Origin of the sequence: Micromonospora sp. DT41, from assembly GCF_049841715.1 — a bacterium.
Lineage (GTDB): Bacteria > Actinomycetota > Actinomycetes > Mycobacteriales > Micromonosporaceae > Micromonospora > Micromonospora profundi.
Genome location: NZ_JBNCKU010000008.1, coordinates 223,731 through 242,316, shown reverse-complemented (window position 1 = coordinate 242,316; position 18,586 = coordinate 223,731). Strand labels below are relative to the sequence as shown.

The 18,586-nt window shown below is 69.9% G+C and carries 17 protein-coding genes; 9 read left to right on the top strand and 8 right to left on the bottom strand.

What is annotated here, in order from left to right; genetic code table 11:
- Positions 1–110: 110 nt before the first annotated feature.
- On the top strand, positions 111–1,094 hold the full coding sequence (locus tag ACLQ23_RS17560) for an NAD(P)-dependent alcohol dehydrogenase (RefSeq protein WP_355588581.1): 984 nt from the start codon (positions 111–113) through the stop codon (positions 1,092–1,094).
- Between the two features lie 59 nt (positions 1,095–1,153).
- On the opposite strand, the gene ACLQ23_RS17555 is transcribed toward ACLQ23_RS17560, so the two are convergent.
- Positions 1,154–2,170 carry a LacI family DNA-binding transcriptional regulator gene (locus ACLQ23_RS17555; RefSeq protein ID WP_355588579.1) on the bottom strand — a complete coding sequence of 339 codons (1,017 nt, stop codon included), beginning with the start codon at positions 2,168–2,170 and terminating at the stop codon, positions 1,154–1,156.
- A 261-nt stretch (positions 2,171–2,431) separates the two neighbouring features.
- Between ACLQ23_RS17555 and ACLQ23_RS17550 the strand changes: the two genes are divergently transcribed.
- Together ACLQ23_RS17550 and ACLQ23_RS17545 are read left to right on the top strand one after the other, a co-directional pair.
- Positions 2,432–4,798: an AbfB domain-containing protein gene (locus ACLQ23_RS17550; RefSeq protein ID WP_425880808.1), complete on the top strand. Its 2,367-nt coding sequence runs from the start codon at positions 2,432–2,434 to the stop codon at positions 4,796–4,798.
- A gap of 86 nt (positions 4,799–4,884) precedes the next feature.
- The gene (locus tag ACLQ23_RS17545; protein ID WP_425880807.1) at positions 4,885–5,934 is read left to right on the top strand and encodes a zinc-dependent alcohol dehydrogenase family protein; all 1,050 of its coding nucleotides are present in this window, start codon (positions 4,885–4,887) and stop codon (positions 5,932–5,934) included.
- Between the two features lie 14 nt (positions 5,935–5,948).
- On the opposite strand, the gene ACLQ23_RS17540 is transcribed toward ACLQ23_RS17545, so the two are convergent.
- Together ACLQ23_RS17540 and ACLQ23_RS17535 are read right to left on the bottom strand one after the other, a co-directional pair.
- Positions 5,949–6,482: a copper resistance CopC family protein gene (locus tag ACLQ23_RS17540; RefSeq protein ID WP_425880806.1), complete on the bottom strand. Its 534-nt coding sequence runs from the start codon at positions 6,480–6,482 to the stop codon at positions 5,949–5,951.
- 58 nt (positions 6,483–6,540) lie between these two features.
- A complete protein-coding gene (locus ACLQ23_RS17535; RefSeq protein ID WP_355588571.1) occupies positions 6,541–7,131 on the bottom strand; it encodes a hypothetical protein in 591 nt (196 codons plus the stop codon).
- 263 nt (positions 7,132–7,394) lie between these two features.
- Here ACLQ23_RS17535 and ACLQ23_RS17530 point away from each other — a divergent pair, with 263 nt between their 5' ends.
- Positions 7,395–7,973: a carboxymuconolactone decarboxylase family protein gene (locus ACLQ23_RS17530; RefSeq protein ID WP_425880857.1), complete on the top strand. Its 579-nt coding sequence runs from the start codon at positions 7,395–7,397 to the stop codon at positions 7,971–7,973.
- A gap of 27 nt (positions 7,974–8,000) precedes the next feature.
- Here ACLQ23_RS17530 and map read toward each other — a convergent pair whose 3' ends face one another.
- Positions 8,001–8,819, bottom strand: coding sequence for a type I methionyl aminopeptidase (gene map, locus ACLQ23_RS17525; RefSeq protein WP_425880805.1), 819 nt, complete (start codon positions 8,817–8,819; stop codon positions 8,001–8,003).
- Positions 8,820–8,897: 78 nt separating this feature from the next.
- Here map and ACLQ23_RS17520 point away from each other — a divergent pair, with 78 nt between their 5' ends.
- The 3 genes from ACLQ23_RS17520 (at position 8,898) to ACLQ23_RS17510 (ending at position 11,295) form a co-directional block, all read left to right on the top strand.
- The gene (locus ACLQ23_RS17520) at positions 8,898–9,191 is read left to right on the top strand and encodes a helix-turn-helix domain-containing protein (RefSeq protein WP_355588566.1); all 294 of its coding nucleotides are present in this window, start codon (positions 8,898–8,900) and stop codon (positions 9,189–9,191) included.
- Positions 9,192–9,230: 39 nt separating this feature from the next.
- Positions 9,231–9,839 carry a class I SAM-dependent DNA methyltransferase gene (locus tag ACLQ23_RS17515; protein ID WP_355588564.1) on the top strand — a complete coding sequence of 203 codons (609 nt, stop codon included), beginning with the start codon at positions 9,231–9,233 and terminating at the stop codon, positions 9,837–9,839.
- Between the two features lie 208 nt (positions 9,840–10,047).
- Positions 10,048–11,295 (top strand): cellulose binding domain-containing protein, encoded by a 1,248-nt coding sequence (locus ACLQ23_RS17510; RefSeq protein ID WP_355588562.1) that lies wholly within the window; start codon positions 10,048–10,050, stop codon positions 11,293–11,295.
- Positions 11,296–11,397: 102 nt separating this feature from the next.
- Here ACLQ23_RS17510 and ACLQ23_RS17505 read toward each other — a convergent pair whose 3' ends face one another.
- The 4 genes from ACLQ23_RS17505 to ACLQ23_RS17490 form a co-directional block, all read right to left on the bottom strand.
- Positions 11,398–13,125 (bottom strand): IlvD/Edd family dehydratase, encoded by a 1,728-nt coding sequence (locus tag ACLQ23_RS17505; protein WP_355588560.1) that lies wholly within the window; start codon positions 13,123–13,125, stop codon positions 11,398–11,400.
- A 70-nt stretch (positions 13,126–13,195) separates the two neighbouring features.
- Positions 13,196–14,713: an aldehyde dehydrogenase family protein gene (locus ACLQ23_RS17500; protein WP_355588558.1), complete on the bottom strand. Its 1,518-nt coding sequence runs from the start codon at positions 14,711–14,713 to the stop codon at positions 13,196–13,198.
- Positions 14,710–15,921: a fumarylacetoacetate hydrolase family protein gene (locus ACLQ23_RS17495; protein WP_053652945.1), complete on the bottom strand. Its 1,212-nt coding sequence runs from the start codon at positions 15,919–15,921 to the stop codon at positions 14,710–14,712. The genes ACLQ23_RS17500 and ACLQ23_RS17495 overlap by 4 nt, the downstream gene beginning before the upstream one ends.
- The gene (locus ACLQ23_RS17490) at positions 15,918–16,124 is read right to left on the bottom strand and encodes a hypothetical protein (protein ID WP_053652946.1); all 207 of its coding nucleotides are present in this window, start codon (positions 16,122–16,124) and stop codon (positions 15,918–15,920) included. Before ACLQ23_RS17490 ends, ACLQ23_RS17495 begins: the two co-directional genes overlap by 4 nt.
- A gap of 130 nt (positions 16,125–16,254) precedes the next feature.
- Between ACLQ23_RS17490 and ACLQ23_RS17485 the strand changes: the two genes are divergently transcribed.
- Both ACLQ23_RS17485 and ACLQ23_RS17480 read left to right on the top strand, forming a co-directional pair.
- The gene (locus ACLQ23_RS17485; protein ID WP_053652947.1) at positions 16,255–17,013 is read left to right on the top strand and encodes an IclR family transcriptional regulator; all 759 of its coding nucleotides are present in this window, start codon (positions 16,255–16,257) and stop codon (positions 17,011–17,013) included.
- Positions 17,014–17,119: 106 nt separating this feature from the next.
- Positions 17,120–18,574: an alkaline phosphatase PhoX gene (locus tag ACLQ23_RS17480; protein WP_425880804.1), complete on the top strand. Its 1,455-nt coding sequence runs from the start codon at positions 17,120–17,122 to the stop codon at positions 18,572–18,574.
- Positions 18,575–18,586: the final 12 nt, after the last annotated feature.

Here is an 18,586-nt window from a genome sequence, read left to right as displayed (position 1 = left end):
CCTCGTCTTCGGGCAGCGGTTGAAACCATAACCGCATTGACTGGTGTACGGCGTACACCTACAGTGATTGCCATGAGGTGTACGCCGTACACCCTCAGGGAGGGGGAAGCATGAAGGCGATCGTCCAGGACCGGTACGGGCCGCCCGAGGCGCTCCGGCTCGCCGACGTCGACACACCGGTGCCCACCGCCGACGAGGTGCTCGTGCGGGTCGAGGCCGCCGCGCTCAACGCGTACGACTGGCACGCCATGCGGGGCGAACCACGGATGGCGCGGCTGGCCATGGGCCGGTCACGGCCCCGAGCACGCATCCGGGGGCGCGACTTCGCAGGCCGCGTCGAGGCGGTCGGCGCCCACGTCCGGCAGGTGAGCCCCGGCGACGCCGTCTTCGGCGACCTCGGCGACGCCAACGGCGCCTTCGCCGAGTACGTGTGCGTGCCCGCGAGCCTTGTCGCACCGATCCCGGCGAACCTCACACCGCAACAGGCCGCCGCGCTGCCGTTGGCCGGCGTCACAGCGCTCATGGGGCTGTCCGATGTGGGAAAGGTCGAGCCCGGCCACCGCGTCCTCGTCAACGGGGCCTCGGGGGGCGTCGGCACCCTGGCCGTCCAACTGGCCAGGGCGCTCGGCGCGACAGTGACAGGGGTGTGCAGCACCCGCAACGTCGACCTGGTCCGCAGCCTCGGCGCCGACCACGTCGTCGACTACACCCGCGACGACTTCACCCGGGACGGTCGCCGGTACGACGTCGTGCTCGACCTGGTCGGCAACCGCTCACTCACCGCTCTGCGGCGGGCGCTGACAGCGACCGGGACGCTTGTGCTCTCCGGCGGGGGCGTGTACCGCGGCAGCAGCCTCCTCGGGCCGGTCTGGCTCCTCGCCCGTGGGCGACTGCTGACGCCGTTCGTGCGGCAGCGCATCGTCACCCTCGCCACGACGCCCAGCCGGCAGCACCTCGACACGCTCCGCGCCCACATCGAGGCCGGCAGCCTCACACCGGTCGTCGACCGGACCTATCAACTCCACGAGGTGCCCGACGCCATCCGGTACCTCGAAGGTGAACACGCCCGCGCCAAGGTGGTCATCACCGTCTGACACTCAAGTGCCGAATCTGGTGGTTACGGCGGGCGCGGCGGGCGCGGGCGCCGGCCGGTTCAGGTGGCCGGTCCGCCGGTGCTCTCGCGGCGGATCAGCCGGAACGGTGTCTGCACCGTGAGCGGACCCGTCACCGGCGTTCCCTCGATCCGGGCGACGAGGCGCCGCACCGCGAGCCGGCCGATCGCCTCCTTGTCCGGCGCGATGGTGGTGAGCGTCGGGTTGCCGAACCGCCCGTCCTCGATGTCGTCGATGCCGATCACCGCGACGTCCTCCGGCACCCGACGGCCGACCTCGGTCAGGGCGCGTAGCGCGCCGATCGCCACCAGGTCGTTGTAGCCGAACACCGCGTCAGGCGGCTCGTCGAGGGCAAGGAGGTCGTGCATGGCGCGCTTGCCCTCTGCCCTGTCGAACCCGTCGGTGCGGGCGACCAACTGCTGGTGAAACGGCAGACCGGCGGCGTCCAGTGCCTCCCGATAGCCACGGAGGCGCAACTGCGCGGACTGCCTGTCGTCGCCGGGTGGCGCTCCGAGGAACGCAATCCGGCGGCGACCGATCCCCACCAGGTGCCGGATCGCCGCGTGGCTCGCGGCCACGTTGTCGATGGCGATGTGGTCGTACGGCGTGTCGTAGACGCCCTCACCGATGAGCACCAGCGGGTTGCCGGCCCTGCGGTCGAGCACCTCGGCGCGGCCGACCCGCACCGGGCTGAGGATCAGGCCGTCGATGGTCTGCCGCCGTGAACCGTCCAGGAGCAGTTGTTCCGCATCGCGGTCCGCGGCGGTGTTCTCCATGACAAGTGTGTAGCCGTGGCCGGCCGCCTCCCGGATGGCGATCTCGGCGAGTTCGGCGAAGTAGGGGTTTGTCAGTTCCGGGATGGCCAGGGCGATCAGGCCGGTACGCCCCCGGCGCAGGTGCCGGGCACTCAGGTTGGGGCTGTAGCCGAGTTCGTCGACCGCCTGCTGCACCCGTTGCCGGGTCCGCTCCCCCACCGGCCGGTATCCGTTGACCACGTTGGAGACCGTGGCCAGCGAGACGCCGGCGCGTTCGGCGATGTCCTTGAGGCTGACGCCCATCGACTCACCCTTTCCGGATGCCGCCTGGGATGACGGTCGGCGAGGACACCTGAGTATGCATCGACGAACAAGGATTGACCGGGCCGCCGCCCTCCTCTATAACGTTATATAGATAACGACGGGTGTCAATAATGTTGCCGATGGTCGCCGCTGGAACTCCCGCCGACATCCTCCACCCCGCTCAGCGACCACCGGATGCCCACCGCCCGCGCGCTTCGGGCCCGCTGCACCGCCCGTGGCGACTCGTCCCCCGGAGACGGCATGACACGTCGAGTCCACATCCGCCCCGCCCTGCCCCTGCTCCTGCTCCTGCTCCTGCTCCTCACCTTGATCGCCGGCGTGCTCGCCGCGCCCACCCGACCGGCACAGGCCGCCCCGGCCAAGACGCCCCCGCTGACCACCCCGTGGACCAGTCAGGCACTGGTCGGCACACCGCTACCGGAATATCCGCGACCGCAGATGACCCGACCGGACTGGCTCAACCTCAACGGCGAGTGGCAGCTTCGGCAGTCCGCCACCGACGACGCCCCGCAGTTCGGCACCACCCTGCCCGAGCGGGTCAACGTCCCGTTCCCGGTGGAGAGCGCCCTGTCCGGGATCCAGCGGGCCGCCAACGACAACCGCAACTACCTGTTCTACAGGCGTACGGTCACCGTCCCGCCGAACTGGGCGGGACGGCGGACACTACTGCACTTCGGGGCTGTCGACTGGCAGAGCACCGTCTGGGTCAACGGCGTACGCGTCGGGGCGCACACAGGCGGCTACGACGCTTTCAGCTTCGACGTGACACCGCAGCTGCGTGCCGGCTCGAACGAGATCGTCGTCAAGGTGTGGGACCCCACCGACACCCGGCAGAACGGCAGCCTCCCGGCGATCGGCAAGCAGACCAAGACACCAAGCGGAATCTTCTACACGCCCAGCTCCGGCATCTGGCAGACGGTGTGGATGGAACCGGTGCCGGCCGCGTCGATCAGCAGCGTCGACGTCTACCCGAACCTCACGAACAACACCTTGCGCGTACGGGTGTTCACCCGAGGCGATGTCAGCGGTCACAGCGTGTTCGCCGAGGCGCTGAACGGCACCACGGTGGTCGGCTCGGCCACCGGCGGCTTCACCGAGTTCAGCGTGCCGGTGCCCAACGCGCGCCGCTGGTCTCCCGACGACCCGTTCCTCTACAACCTGCGGGTCACGCTGCGCAACGCCGGCGGCGCGACGGTCGACCGCACCATGCACTACTTCGGTATGCGCGAGATCACCACGGGCCTTGTGAACGGGGTGCTGCGCCCCAAGCTCAACGGTCAGTTCGTGTTCCAGGTCGGCACACTTGACCAGGGCTTCTGGCCGGACGGGCTGTATACCGCGCCCACCGACGCCGCGCTCGCCTTCGACCTGCAGAAGCACAAGGACCTCGGCTTCAACATGGTTCGCAAGCACATCAAGGTCGAGCCGCAGCGCTGGTTCTACCACGCAGACCGCCTCGGCCTGCTCGTCTGGCAGGACATCCCGTCGATGACCGCACAGAACGTCGACGCCACCGACGCCCAACAGGCGCAGTTCGAGACCGAGGCACGGGAGATCGTCGACGAGCACCGCAGCTCTCCGGCGGTCGTCGCCTACACCGCGTACAACGAGGGTTGGGGTGAGCGGAACCTGGCCGACACCCGCCGGGTCGGGCAGAACATCAAGAACCAGGACCCGACCCGACTCGTCAACACCCACAGCGGCTACAACTGCTGCCAGTCGCTGGGCAACCCCGGCAACGGCGACATCGACGACTGGCACGTCTACCTGGGGCCGGACTCCCCCTCGCCGTCGGGTAGCCGCATCGCCGTCCTCGGCGAGTTCGGCGGTCTGGGCCTGCACACGCCGGGCCACGAGTACAGCCCCAACGGCCAGTTCTTCGCCTACGAGTGGCAACCCACATCGGCGGCGCTCACCGACCGCTATGTGGGTCTGGTGCAGGGCACCCAGAACCTGATGATCGGCAAAGGGCTCAGCGCGACCGTCTACACCGAGATCACCGACCAGGAGGGCGAGCTGAACGGCTTCCTCACCTACGACCGGCAGGTCGTCAAGATGGATCAGGCCCGGGTCCGCGCCGCCAACACCGCCCTCATCAACGCCTCCAAGTCGATCGGCAGCTCGGCGCCCGTCGCGCTTCCTGTCGCCGCCCGACGGTCGTTGCAGGTGACCACCCCCGGCTACACCAACCGCTACCTGCGCCACCAGAACAGCCTGGCGTTCACAGAGGTCGTCGAGGCGGGCAGCTCGACGCTGCTCAAGAGCGACGCCACGTACACCATCCGGGCCGGCCTGGCCGACGCCACCTGCTACTCGTTCGAGTCGGTCAACTTCCCCGGTCAGTTCCTGCGACACCAGGAATCCCGGGTCCGCAACTCCCCGAACGACGGGAGCGTCCTGCTGCGCGAGGACGCCACCTGGTGCGCCCGGGTGGGCCTGACCGGCAGCGGTGTCTCGCTGGAGTCGTACAACTTCCGCGGCAGGTACCTGCGGCACTACAACTCGGAGGTCTGGCTCAGCAACGGCGCCGGCGGCGACGCGTACAACACGCCGACGCTGTGGGCGGCGGACAGCACCTGGAACATCGCCGCACCCTGGGCGCCCTGACCGGCGTGTCCGCCGGGGCCGACCACAGCGGCCGGCCCCGGCGGGCACCTGCGGTCCTGACCAGCGGACATGTGAGGATACGGGCCATGCGTGCCGTGATCTTCGACGAGTTCGGTGCCCGCCCCGAGGTCCGCGACGTCCCGGACCCGGTGCCGCCGCCCGGAGGCGCTGTCATCCGGGTCGAGGCGACCGGCCTGTGCCGCAGCGACTGGCACGGTTGGCAGGGACACGATCCCGACATTCGCCCGCCGCACGTGCCCGGTCACGAGTTCGCCGGTGTCGTCACGGCGGTCGGCGAGGGCGTACGCGGCTGGCGGTCCGGCGACCGGGTCACCGCGCCCTTCGTGTGCGCGTGTGGGCGGTGCCCGGCCTGCCTGGCCGGCGACCAGCAGGTCTGCGAACGGCAGACGCAGCCCGGCTTCACCCACTGGGGGTCGTTCGCCGAGTACGTGTCGGTGCACGACGCCGACGTCAACCTGATCCGGCTTCCCGACGGGCTGGACCACCCGGCCGCCGCGGCGCTCGGCTGTCGGTTCGCCACGGCGTTCCGCGCTGTGGTGCACCAGGGGCGGGTGACGGCGGGCGAGTGGGTGGCGGTGCACGGGTGCGGTGGCGTGGGGCTGTCCGCGGTGATGATCGCCGTGGCCTGCGGCGCTCAGGTGGTGGCGGTCGACGTCGCCCCGGGCGCACTCGACCTGGCCAGCCGCTTCGGTGCCACAGTGTGCCTGGACGGCAGGGCCCTCGACGGACCCTCGGCGGTGGCCGCCGCCGTTCGGGACGTGACCGGCGGTGGAGCACACCTGTCCCTCGACGCCCTTGGCAGCCACGTCACGTGCACCGGGTCGGTCGAGAGCCTGCGGCGCCGAGGGCGTCACGTCCAGGTCGGGCTTCTGCCTCCCGCCCAGGGCCGCCCCACGCTGCCCATGGAACTCGTGATCGCGTACGAGTTGGAGGTGCTCGGCAGCCACGGCATGGCCGCGCACGCCTACCCGGAGCTCCTGCGGCTCGTCACTGCCGGTGTGCTGCGCCCGGCCGACCTGATCACCCGCACCATCGGCCTCGACGACGTGCCTGACGCGCTGACCACAATGGACAGGCCCACCACGGGCGGGATGTGTCTCATCCGCCCGTGGTGAGCAAGGCCCGCTGCCTAACCGTGGTCGATCGACTCGGACGGGACGGCGGGACGGCGACGTGCGGGCCGCATCAGCAGGGCGAGCACGACCAGGAGCACGATGCCGTCGACGACAAGCAGGGTGGCACCGAACGGGTCGATGCCGTGGGCGTGGCCCCCGCTGTCCGCAACGGCATCGGGGATCTCGCCGGTGTCGCGGGGTGCCGTGCCGGTGCCCACGCTGAACCGCAGCACACCGCTGTCGTCTTGCCCGTTGGTGAAGGTGATGTGGTAGGCGACGCTGTAGTCGCCGGCCAGTGTGACGCGTACCGGTTGACGTAGCCCGGTCTCCCCGGTCTTCCTGACCTGTCCGTCGTTGACGGTGCTCCCGGTGCTGTCGCGGACCGTGATGTGCGACAGCACCGGGTCGGCACTTGTCGAGAGCCGCAGTGTGACCGCGTCCGGTGTGGTCGCCAGCGCCGAGCCGTCGGCAGGCGTCACCGCCTGCACGCGGGCCGGTTCGGCGTCCGCCTGGCGGAGGGAGAACCAGACGACGGCTGCGATTCCCACGGAGGCCAGGGCTGTGGCGACCGCCAGGGTACGGCGCGCGGCGGACAAGGCGGCCCGCTCAGCCGAGGGACGACGCGAGCGTCAGCCGGCGCTGGCCCTTGGGTACGCAGGTGCACTGCATCTGCCGCAACTCTCGATCGTTGGGCCGCAGGTGCAGGTACATGGCGACGAGCATCGGGATGAAGACGATCGAGTTGTAGAACAGGTGCAGCTCGACCCGGGGCACGACGAGCTGGACCAGGCTGCTCGGGCCGGTCGCGCCCGGCAGCACGAAGCCCATCTGGACCTGCAACAGCAGCAGCAGGTGCTCGATGTGATGCCAGAACTGGATCGCCAGTGCGACGGTCCACCAGGTCTTCGCCCGGCCCACGAACCCGGGGCGCAGGAGGAACAAGCCGATCAGCATGACGATCGCGTAGCCGTAGTGCAGCCACTCGGAGCTGACCAGCCACGGGAACGGCATGCCCAGGACGCCGCGCGCCTGCGGACGGGCCCATCCGAGCGCCCAGATCTGGTACGCCTGCACCAGATGCTCGGCCCAGTGCGCGAGCACGACGGCCATGTACAACCAGAGGACCGTGCGATGGTGCGCTGTGTTGATCGCACCGATCAGCCCGGGACGTGCGGTGCTTTCCTTGGCCACGCTCATGTGCACTCCATCTAGGTGGCTGGATATCTCAAGGGGCACATTAGACAGTGGCGGACCGTGATTGTTCTTCGTGATTGCGCACTTACCGCGACCGGGGCGTCACATCCCGCCCGCGTGTGCTGACAGCCCGCTGCGGTGACGTCACAGAGAGCACGATGAAAGAAACCCCTACGACGGCCGGATGGGAGCATTGTCGCGCGGCGGTCACGCCGCCCCGCCCGGGTGGTCGGGTCTGTCGCGACGGCGGAAAGGGCATGACGACCATGGCGCACATCGATCTCGGCCTCGACGAGAAGCAGTTTCCCGGCATCACCGGCCCGATGATGTATCGGCCGGAGACGGCGAAGCCGCTCAACGAGCTTGCCGAGGTGCTGCTGCGCGCTCCGCACTCGCTCCCCGCTGGCGAGCGGGAGCTGATCGCCGCGTACGTCTCCGGGCGCAACGAGTGCACGTTCTGCTGCTCGTCACACTCGGCGTTCGCCGCGGCGCAGCTCGACGAGGGCATGGACCTCGTCGATCAGGTACGCGCCGACATCGACACCGCCCCGATCTCGGCGAAACTGCGGGCACTGCTGCGCATCGCCGGCGCGGTTCAGATCAGCGGCCGTAACGTCACCTCTGAGCTGGTCGCCGACGCCCGCGCCGAGGGCGCCACCGACCTGGAGATCCACGACACTGTGCTGATCGCGGCGGCGTTCTGCATGTTCAACCGCTATGTCGACGGGCTCGGCACCTTCGCACCCATCGGCCAGGATGCCTACGCCGAGACCACCCGCCGGATCATCGAGGTCGGCTACGGATCGGCGCTTCCGGTGCCGTCGCCGGCCACCTCGGTCAGCTGAGCGCCGGTCCCGGGGCCGGCGCGCGGGTCAGGACGCGCTGGCGGACCGTTCGGTGGGGCCACCCGAGGCGATGTCGGGCGTGGGGCGGCGGGTCAGCACCTGAGGGCCGGTGGTCGTGATGGCCACCGTATGCTCCGAGTGGGCGGTACGGGAGCCGTCGGCGGAGCGGATCGTCCAGCCGTCCTCATCAAATTTGATCTTGTCGGTGGAACGGCAGAACCAGGGCTCGATGGCGATGGTGAGGCCGGGGGCGAGCTTCAGGCCACGGCGGGCGCGGCCGTCGTTGGACACGTGCGGAGCCTCGTGCATGGTCCGGCCGATGCCGTGGCCGCCGAACTCGGCGTTGACGCCGTAGCCGTAGGAGCGGGCGACCTCGCCGATCGCGGCGGAGATGTCGCCGAGTCGACCGCCGGGCTGGGCGGCGGCGATGCCGGCCTCCAGCGCGACCTCGGTGGCCTCGATCAGCTTCTCGTCGGCCGGGTCGGGGGTGCCCACGATTACCGACAGCGCGGAGTCGGCGACCCAGCCGTCGATACCGACCGCCATGTCGATGCTGAGCAGGTCGCCGTCGCGAAGGACGTAGTCGTGCGGCAGGCCGTGCAGCACCGCGTCGTTCACCGACAGGCACAAGACGTTGCGGAACGGGCCGCGACCGAAGGAGGGCGCGTAGTCCCAGTAGCAGGATTCGGCGCCGCGCTCGGCGATCCGGCGGCGGGCGTGGTGTTCGAGGTCCAACAGGTTGACGCCGACGGCGGCGACACCACTCAGCTCGGCGAGCAGCTCGCCGACGAACTGGCCGGCTACCGCCATCTGGCGGATTTCCTCGGCGGACTTGAGCTCGATCACGCCATATCTCCCTCTCCCGGTTGCGGTATTTTTATACCACGCCGGACGGCCTGCTCCCCCGAGGGCTATCCTTCTGGCATGGTTCGCCAACCCCTCACCGCCGAGCAGATCGCAGCGGGCCAGCGCCTCGGAGCTGCCCTCCGCGCCGCGCGTGGCAGCCGCAGTCTCGTCGAGGTGGCCCTGGCAGCCGGCATCTCCCCCGAAACCCTGCGCAAGATCGAGGCGGGCCGGCTTCCCGCACCGGCGTTCGGCACCGTCGTGTGCCTCAGCCGGGCCCTCGACGTCCCGCTCGCCGACCTGGCCGACACCTGGCTTGCCGACATGCCCGTCGGTCGGTCGCCCTGGATGCCGACCGCCGAGGTGCTCCACTAGGAGCCTGTAGACGTCGGGCCGGTCTCCTATAGTCGGCCAGTGAACCTGGAACGGGTCCGGCAGGCGTACGCGTCCGTCGCCGAGGCGTACATCGGGCTGTTCGGCACACGCGAGCAGGTCCATCCCGACGACCTCGCCTTCATCGGGCGGCATCTGGGCGGCCACCCCGGCCCGGTGCTCGACCTGGGCTGCGGTCCTGGCCACCTCACCGACCATCTCCGCTCGCTGGGCGTCGACGCGACGGGTGTCGACCTGGTCGGAGAGTTCGTCGCCCACGCGCGGGCCACCCATCCGGACGGTCGTTACCACGTGGGGTCGCTGCACCACCTCGACGCTGCCGACGGCAGCCTGGCCGGCATCCTGGCCTGGTACTCGTTGATCCACCTGCCGCCGCAGGATCTCGACGGCGTGCTCGTCGAGTTCCGGCGAGCGATCTCACCGTCCGGAATGCTTGTGCTCGGCCTCTTCGACGGCGGCGTCGAGGAGGTCGCCGCCTTCGACCACAAGGTCGTCACGGCGTACCGCTGGCCTTTCGACGAGGTCTCCGCGCGACTGGCGCGAGCCGGCTTCACGGAGGTCGAGCGTCTGCGGCGGCCCGGCGACGACCGCCACCGGCCGCACGGTGCCATCGCGGCCGTCGCCGCCTGACGAGGCAAGCCGGCAACACATAGACAGTTTTCGTTACAATGGGGTTAACAACTGCCCACAGCTCCCGTCGGATCGCCGCGGAAACCCCAGCCGGATGGTGGACGCCGCCCACATCCACCCGGCCCGCGCCCGCGCCGACCGCCCTGGTCGGGGCGTGATCGCACGATCGCCGCCGCCTGCGGAGGGAGCACGTCCCTGGAGGAGTTCCATGAGAAGAAGATCGAAGATCGGCGTGGGGCTGGCGGCACTCATCGTCCCGGTCGCCTCGATGTTCATGGCGTTCGGCGCGACACCTGCCAATGCCGCCGTCGGTGGTTCCGGGCCCTACCCCGCTGACTACGAGACGTCGACCACCCTTGCCAACCACACCATCTTCCGCCCGCAGACACTCCCGTCCGAACGCCTCCCCATCTTCGTCTGGGGCAACGGCGCCTGCTCAGCCAACGGCCTCTCCCAGGGCAACTTCCTCCGGGAGATCGCCTCCCACGGCTTCCTCGCCATCGCCAACGGCGCTCCGAACGGATCCGGCTCGACCAACTCCCAGATGCTCACCCAGTCCATCGACTGGGCCGTCGCGGAGAACTCCCGGCAGGGCAGCAAGTACTTCAACAGGTTGGACACGTCCAAGGTCGCCGTCGCCGGCTTCTCCTGCGGAGGTCTGGAGGCGTACGCCGTCTCAGGCGATCCCCGGGTCACCACGACGGGCATCTTCAGCAGCGGCCTGTTGAACGACGGCGACGACTACCAACTCCGGAGGCTGACCAAGCCGATCGCCTACTTCGTCGGCGGCCCCAGCGACATCGCCTACCCCAACGCCATGGACGACTGGGGCAAGCTCCCGGCCGGGTTGCCCGCCTTCATGGGCAACCTGAACGTCGGGCACGGCGGCACCTACGACCAGACCAACGGCGGCGAGTTCGGCCGCGTGGCGGTGCTCTACCTCAAGTGGCGCCTCAAGGGCGACACCACCGCCGGCAGCAACTTCGTCGGTGCCAACTGCGGACTGTGCCGCACCCAGTGGACCGTCCAGCAGAAGAACCTGACGCTCGGCGACAACCCGCCGCCCACCACGCCGCCACCGACCACACCCCCGCCCACCACACCGCCGCCGAGCACGCCGCCGCCCAGCGACCCCCCGACCACGCCACCTCCGACCGGCGGCCCCGCCTGCACCGCTGTCTACGCCGTCGCAGACCAGTGGAACGGCGGATTCGTCGCCAACGTCACCGTCACCGCCGGAAGCGCCGCGCTCAGCGGTTGGCGCGTCACCCTCAACCTGCCGAGCGGAGCGTCGGTGAGTTCGCTGTGGAACGGCGTCGCCAGCGGAGCCAGCGGCACCGTCACCGTCACGAACCAGAGCTACAACGGGCGACTGGCCGCCGGCCAGACTGCCACCTTCGGGTTCCAGGGCACCGGGAACGGCAGCGGCGCAACCGCCACCTGCACCGGAAGCTGAATCCGCCGCTGCGTGAGCCCCTCGGCGGGCCGGTGCCCGATCACCGGCCCGCCGAGGGTGTTTCGCCGCCGGGCCACACGCCCAGCGGGTCCACGGGCTGGCTCAGTGCGAGTGCCGGGGCACGGCGCTGCCACTGCCACCGACGAGGAAGTCCAGGTCAGCTCCCCTGTCGGCTTGCAGGACGTGCTCGCTGTAGAGCCGCGTCCAGCCCCGGTCAGCCGTCAGCGGCGGTGGCTGCCAGGCGGCCCGGCGTCGGGCGAGTTCCGCGTCGTCGACAAGCAGATCCAGACGCCGCGTGGAGGCGTCGACGTGGACCAGGTCCCCGGTACGCACCAGCGCGAGCGGGCCGCCCACCGACGCCTCCGGGGCCACGTGCAGGATGCAGGTGCCGTACCCGGTGCCGCTCATGCGGGCATCGGAGATACGCACCATGTCCGTGATGCCGTCGGCGAGCAGTCGCCGTGGCATCGGCACGTTCCCCACCTCCGGAAAGCCGGGATAGCCGCGTGGGCCGGCGTTACGGACCACGATCACGGTGTCCGGCGTGACATCGAGGTCCAGATCGTCGGCGGCGACTACGTACTCCTCGATCCGGTCGAAGACGAGCGCCGGCCCGGTGTGCGTGAGCAGGTGGGCGGAGGCGGCGGAGACCTTCAGCACCGCCCCGGACGGCGCGAGCGATCCGCGCAGCACCACGGTGCCCGAGCCTGCGGGCTGGAAGGGCTCCGCGAGGGTGCCGATGACGTTCCGGTTCCAGCATCGGGCGTCGGCGATGTTGTCGGCCACGCTCCGTCCGCTGACGGTGACGTGGTCGAGATGCAGCAGCGGGGCGATCTCCGCCATCACCGCCGGCACGCCGCCGGCATAGGCGAAATCCTCCATGAGGTACGTCCCGGACGGCATGAGGTTGACGATCATGGGCACGTCGGCGGTGAGTGTGTCGAAGTCCTCCAGTGACAGGGCAACGTCGAGACGTCCGGCGATCGCGAGCAGGTGCACGACGGCGTTCGTGGAACCGCCGATCGCCGCGTTGACCCGGATGGCGTTCTCGAACGCCTGCCGAGTGAGCACACTGGACAGCCGCTGGTCCTCCGAGACCATGGCGACGATCCGGCGGCCGGCGGCGTGCGCGAGGGCGTACCTGCGGGAATCGACAGCCGGCACGGCGGCTGCCCCCGGCATCTGCACGCCCAGCGCCTCGGTCACACAGGCCATCGTGGAAGCCGTACCCATCGTCATGCAGTGACCCCGGCTGCGGGACATGCCGACCTCGGCCTCCGCGCAGTCGGCCACTGTCATCCGGCCGGCCCGCACCTCCTCGGTGAACTGCCAGACGACGGTGCCCGAGCCGATGTCCTGGCCGCGGAACTTGCCGTTGAGCATCGGGCCGCCGGTCAGCATGAGGGTCGGCAGGTCGACGCTCGCCGCACCCATCAGCAGGCCGGGGGTGGTCTTGTCGCAGCCGGAAAGCAGGACCACCCCGTCGAGCGGGTTGGCGCGGACCAGTTCCTCCAACTCCATTGCCAGCAGATTGCGGTAGAGCATCGTCGTGGGTCGCATGAGGGGCTCGCCCAGGCTCATCGCGGGAAACTCCAGCGGAAGGCCGCCGCTCTCCCAGATGCCCCGCTTCACCGATTCGGCAAGGTCGCGCAGGTGGGCGTTGCACGGTGTCAGCTCCGACCAGGTGGTGGCGATGCCGATCACCGGGCGACCGTCGAAGACGTCGTCGGCGAACCCCTGATTACGCATCCACGATCGGTGGACGAACCCGTTGCGGCCTTCGGCGCCGAACCACTGCGCGCTGCGCAGCGGCCGATCTGTGGTCGACATCGGTGCACCCCTCCGGGTTGAGAGAAACAGAAGCGGGCTCAGGCCCAGACCTGTGGGAGCCGTACGGCGGCTACGTCACCGCTGGCTCCAACCTCCCGTCGACGCGCCGCGCGATCGCGGCGTACTCGTCCCGCAACTCCTCGGGGAGGATCCAAACCGGGGCGTTCTGCCAGGCGAGCGGACGTAGGAACCGCCGGATCGACGTGGCGCCCACCGAGGTGTGCACGGAATTCGTCGACGGCCAGAGCCCACCGTGGTGCTGGGCCCACGACACCCGGACACCTGTGGGATAGCCGTCGAAGACGATGCGGCCCGAGCGGGCCGCGAGCACGTCGACCAGCCGGCGTACGACGGTGGTGTCGTCGCCCGGACCGTGATGGATGGAGCCGGTCAACGACGGGGCGACTGTCGCCAGCACGGCGTCGAGGTCGGCGACGTCGTCATACCGGACCACGACAAGGAGCGGACCGAAACACTCGTCGGCGATCTCGGCGGTCAGGCCGGGCAGGTCGACCTCCAGGAGCGTCGGCGCGACAGTGAAGCCCGCACCGGGATCGACAGTCGGCCGCGCCGAAACGTGCGCGCCGGCCCGCTCGAACGCCCGTGCTCCGTTCTCGTACGCGTCCCGGATGCGCTCGTTGAGCAGTACCGTACCGCCCGAGGCCGCGACCCTGTCCCGCAGCGCCTCGACAAGCTTCGCGCCGCCCGGGTTCGACGGAACGAACGCCAGACCGGGCTTCGTGCACAGCTGACCGCCCGAGCCGGTGAACGAGGCGTACAGGCCCTCGGCGATCTGGTCCCCCCGGTCGGCGGACGCGCCGGGCAGGACGACGATCGGGTTCACGCTGCTCAGCTCGGCGTACAGGGGAATGGGATCGGGGCGTTCGTCGATGGCCGCCTGGATGGCGCGGGCGGCACCGACAGAGCCGGTCAGGGCCACCGCGCGCATCGCGGGATGGCGCACCAGGCGGCGGCCGGCCTGCTCCCCGTAGACGGTGGAGATCACCCCGTCGGGGCCGCCCAACTCGCGGATCGCCGACCCGATCGCCTCGGCGGAGGCGTGCGATGTCAGCGGGTGCGACGGGTGGGCCTTCAGGACTGTGGGACACCCCGCGGCGAGCGCGGCGGCGGTGTCACCCCCGGCGACCGAGAACGCGAACGGGAAGTTGCTCGCCCCGAAGACGGCGACCGGCCCCAGCGGTACGAGCATCCGCCGCAGGTCCGGGCCGGGCCCGAGTGGCGTCTCGGCAGCGTGGTCGATTGCCGCCTCGACGTACGCTCCGTCGCGCAGCACGTCGCCGAACAGCCGGAACTGGAGCGCCGCCCTGGTGAGTTCCTGGTCGAGTCGGGCGTGGCTCAGCCCGGTCTCCGCCTCGGCGGCGGCGACCAGTGCCGCCCGGTGGGACTCCAGGGAGGCTGCGATGGCGTCAAGCATCCCCGCTCGGCCGAGCCGTCCCAGGTCGGACAGCCACTGCGTCGCCCGGGACGCCTGCTCGGCGATCGCCTCCAGCCGGAGATCGTCGGTCTCGGTGAGATCCGTGTCGCGCTGTCGGCCGTCGCGCGGATCGACCGTGCTGACCACGTTCACAGCAGTCCTCTCTTTCCCAGGTTGGCCATGAGATCCCGGACGCCGAACTCCCAGGGCTCGCATTCCTCCGCGTGCCGCACGCGATTGACGAGGGTGCCGAGGGACGGGCAGCTGATCCGTACGATGTCGTCGACCTTGTGGGTGAAGCCCTCGCCGGGGCGGTCCCGGTCCTGGATGGGCGCGAACATGGTGCCGAGCATCAGGGCGGCGCCGTCGGGATAGCTGTGGTGCGGGCCGATCAACTGACGCACCAACGCCTCCGGGTCGCGCGACATCCGTGTCATCTCCGAGACGGCCTCCAGTCGGAAGCCGTCGACCCCGCAGACCTCAAGGCCCACCTCGAGTTCGCGTACCTGGTCCATGCCGAACCGCTCGTCGAAGAGGCGGATCAGGGGGCCGAGGGCGCAGGAGGCGTTGTTGTCCTTCGCCAGGGGCAGCAGGAGCGCCGAGCGGCCCTCGACGTCGCGCAGGTTCACGTCGTTGCCGAGGGTGGCGCCGACGACCCGGCCGCTGGACTGGACGATCAGCGTGACCTCGGGCTCCGGGTTGTTCCAGGTCGACGCGGCGAGCACACCGACAGCGACGGCGGTGCCGACGGCGGAGAGGATCTGCCCCTTGGTGAAGATCTCGGCGTCGGGCCCGATACCCACCTCCAGGTACTGGCTCCAGATGCCCTCGCCGACAAGCAGGGTCTTGAGCCGGTCCGCCTCGGGCGAGCCCGGTGCCAGGCTGGTCAGGTCGGTGCCGATGTCGGCGGACATGCGGTGCCGGATGTCCGCCGCCACCGCCACGTCTCCCCGTGCCCGCTCCTCGATGACGCGTTCGATGAGCGAGACCGGGAAGGTCACACCCGCGGCCTTGAGCGCCTGGAGGTCGACAGGGGCCAGCAACCAGGGCCGGGTACGGTCCGGCGACGCGGCACCGGTGTTGGCGAGGATCTCCCCGAAGTAGCCCACCCGTGGCCCGTCGAGCCCGGCCACCGTGGCGGCAGGGTCCGGCAGCTCACAGACGTCCCGGACGGTCGGGAACAGATGGCTGATGTCGATGACCTCGCCGCCGCGCACTGTCACCGTCGAGGGTCCGTCGACGGACGGGTCCCAGATCCGTCCGACGAGGACACTGTGGTCGACGTCGTCCGGCAGCGCCTCGGTGGAGGAACCGAACCAGTTCGCCTCAGCGGGCAGCTCTCGGGGCTTCGGGACCGTCATGAGCCGGTCTCCAGGTAGCAGGTGGGCCGCTCGTCCCGAGGGCAGACGAGCACGTCGCCGTAACCGGTCAGGACCAGCCGTTCATTGGTGATCTCGGGTCGCCAGGGCACATCCGTCGCCATGATCTCCAGGTATCGGAAGGTGGACGGTGTCGCGCCGAGCGGCAGTGTCGCCGTTTCTCCACTGTCACGCGTCGGAGTCACCGGGATCAATCTGCAACGATCGTAGCGCTATGTGCAACGGTGTCAAGCCATGATTGCGCGGCGCGTGGGATTACATTGCACATGACGCAACGATGGCGGCCGGTGCGGCCGTCGCGGGAGGAGACGGAACTTGTCGCAATCGATTCGCCGCGCCATCGACCTCATCCGCCGGTCGGCGGAACAACCGCTGTCGCTCACCGAGGCGGCGGACGTGCTCGGCGTCCACAAGTCCACGGCTCTGCGGATCCTCCAGACACTGGAGGCCGCCCGCTTCGTACGCCGGACCGGCGCGGGTACCTACGTGCTCGGCAGCGGGGTGATCGAGCTGTCCGAGATCGCGCTCGGCTCGATGGACCTGCGGCAGTTCGCCGCCGCCCACCTCCGCGCGTTGCAACGCGAGACCGGCCACACCGTGCACCTGGGGCAGCTGACCGGCAACGAGATCATCTACATCGACAAGGTCGACAGCCAGGCGTTCGACGCCGTGAAGCTGCCATCCCGGGTGGGGCGCGCCGTGTCGATCTACGCGAGCGCGGTCGGCAAGACGATCCTTGCCTACCTGCCACCGGAGGAACGCGACCGCCTCCTCTCCCACGTCGTCTTCGAACGGTTCACCGACACCACCCTCACCGACCACGACTCCCTCGACGCCGAACTCACACGCATCCGTGAACGCGGCTGGGCCACGGACAACGGCGAGCACGACGCCTACGTGATGTGCGTGGCCGCACCGGTCCGGGACTCGCGCGGGCAGGTCATCGCCGCCGCCTCGATGACGGCGATCGAGGTCATCGCGAGCCTCGACGAGCTGAAGAGCGCCCTGCCCCTCCTGCTGGAGACCGCGAACCAGATCTCGCGTGAACTCGGATACACACCTCCGTCTTCCTGATCGTCACTCCGATGTCACCGGTTGATCGCATCGGTGACGTGTCGGCGTCGGTCCGTGCGAGTTGGCTGTCAGCCGTCGCAGATGACCGGACCAGGAGCTGATGCACGTGCCTTCCTCTCGTCGTACCTTCCTCGCGGGCGGCGCCGCCGCCGGCGTGGGCCTCGCCGTCGCCGGCGGACTGCCGTCGCTGGCGCAGGCCAGCCCGGCCCGGGTTCACCCGCCGGTCAAGGCCGGCCGCGTGCCATTCCCGCCGCTCGTGGACGACCCCAAGGGCATCCTGGCCCTGCCCAAGGGCTTCAGCTACACAGTTGTCACACGTACCGGGGTCACCCGCCTCGACCACGGCCAGGGCCTGACACCGGCCGACCACGACGGCATGGCCGTCTACGACGCCGGCCACGGCCGGTACCACCTGATCCAGAACCACGAGATGGACCCCGGCGCCGAGTTCGGCGTGCCGCACGTCAAGGGCACGGTCTACGACCCGGGCGCCGTCGACGCCGGTGGTTGCACCGTGATCAAGACGGACCGCGCCGGCCGCAACCTGGGCGAGTTCGTCGCCCTCTCCGGCACCGTCGCCAACTGTGCGGGCGGCCCCACCCCCTGGGGGACCTGGCTCACCTGCGAGGAGACCGAGGACCGGGCCGGGGACAAGTGGAGTGAGGACGGCCGGTCCGGCGTCTTCCAGAAGGACCACGGCTACGTCTTCGAGGTGTGGGCCGACGGCAGCGCCGACCCGAGGCCGATCAAGTGCCTGGGCCGCTACTCCCACGAGGCACTGGCGGTCGACAGGGACCGCACCAGGGTCTACCTCTCCGAGGACGCCGACGAGCCCAACGGCCTCTTCTACCGCTGGACGGCGCCACGCGGAGTGAAGCTGGGGCCCGGCGTACTCACCCGCCTCGCACCGGACGCCGGAGTCCTCGCCACGATGCAGATCATCATGGACGACGGCTCGGTGCTCCCGGACGTCGCCTACCTGACCTCCGCCCAGCTGGGCCGCCCCTTCCCCGTACGGTGGATCGAGGTGCCCGACCGCGACGCGCGGAACAAGCCCGTACGCGAGCAGTTCACCGACAGCCAGGTCACCCGCGGCCGCAAGTTCGAGGGCGTCTGGGGCACCGACGAGGGCGTGTACGTGGTCAACTCCTACGCCTGGGACGAAGGCGACCTGCCGGCGGACGCGGCGCCGCACGACGGCATGGTCTGGTTCTACAACTACCGGGACCAGACCATCCAGCTGGTGACGTACTTCCCGCACCAGACCGCCTCGGAGGAGGGGACGGCCGTCAAGTACACCGACCTCACCTTCGACGGCCCCGACAACGTGACGGTCACCCCGTGGGGAAGCCTCGTGCTCGCCGAGGACGGCTCTGGCGCCTCCCACGTGCTCAGCGCGACTCCAGGCGGCCCGACGTACGCGATCGCCCGCAACCAGCTCAACGACTCGGAGTTCTGCGGGCCTACCTTCACCGCCGACGGCAAGGTGCTCTTCGTCAACATGCAGGACCCCGGCCTCACCCTTGCCATCACCGGCCCGTGGGAGAAGTACCTGGGCTGACGCCCATCAGTG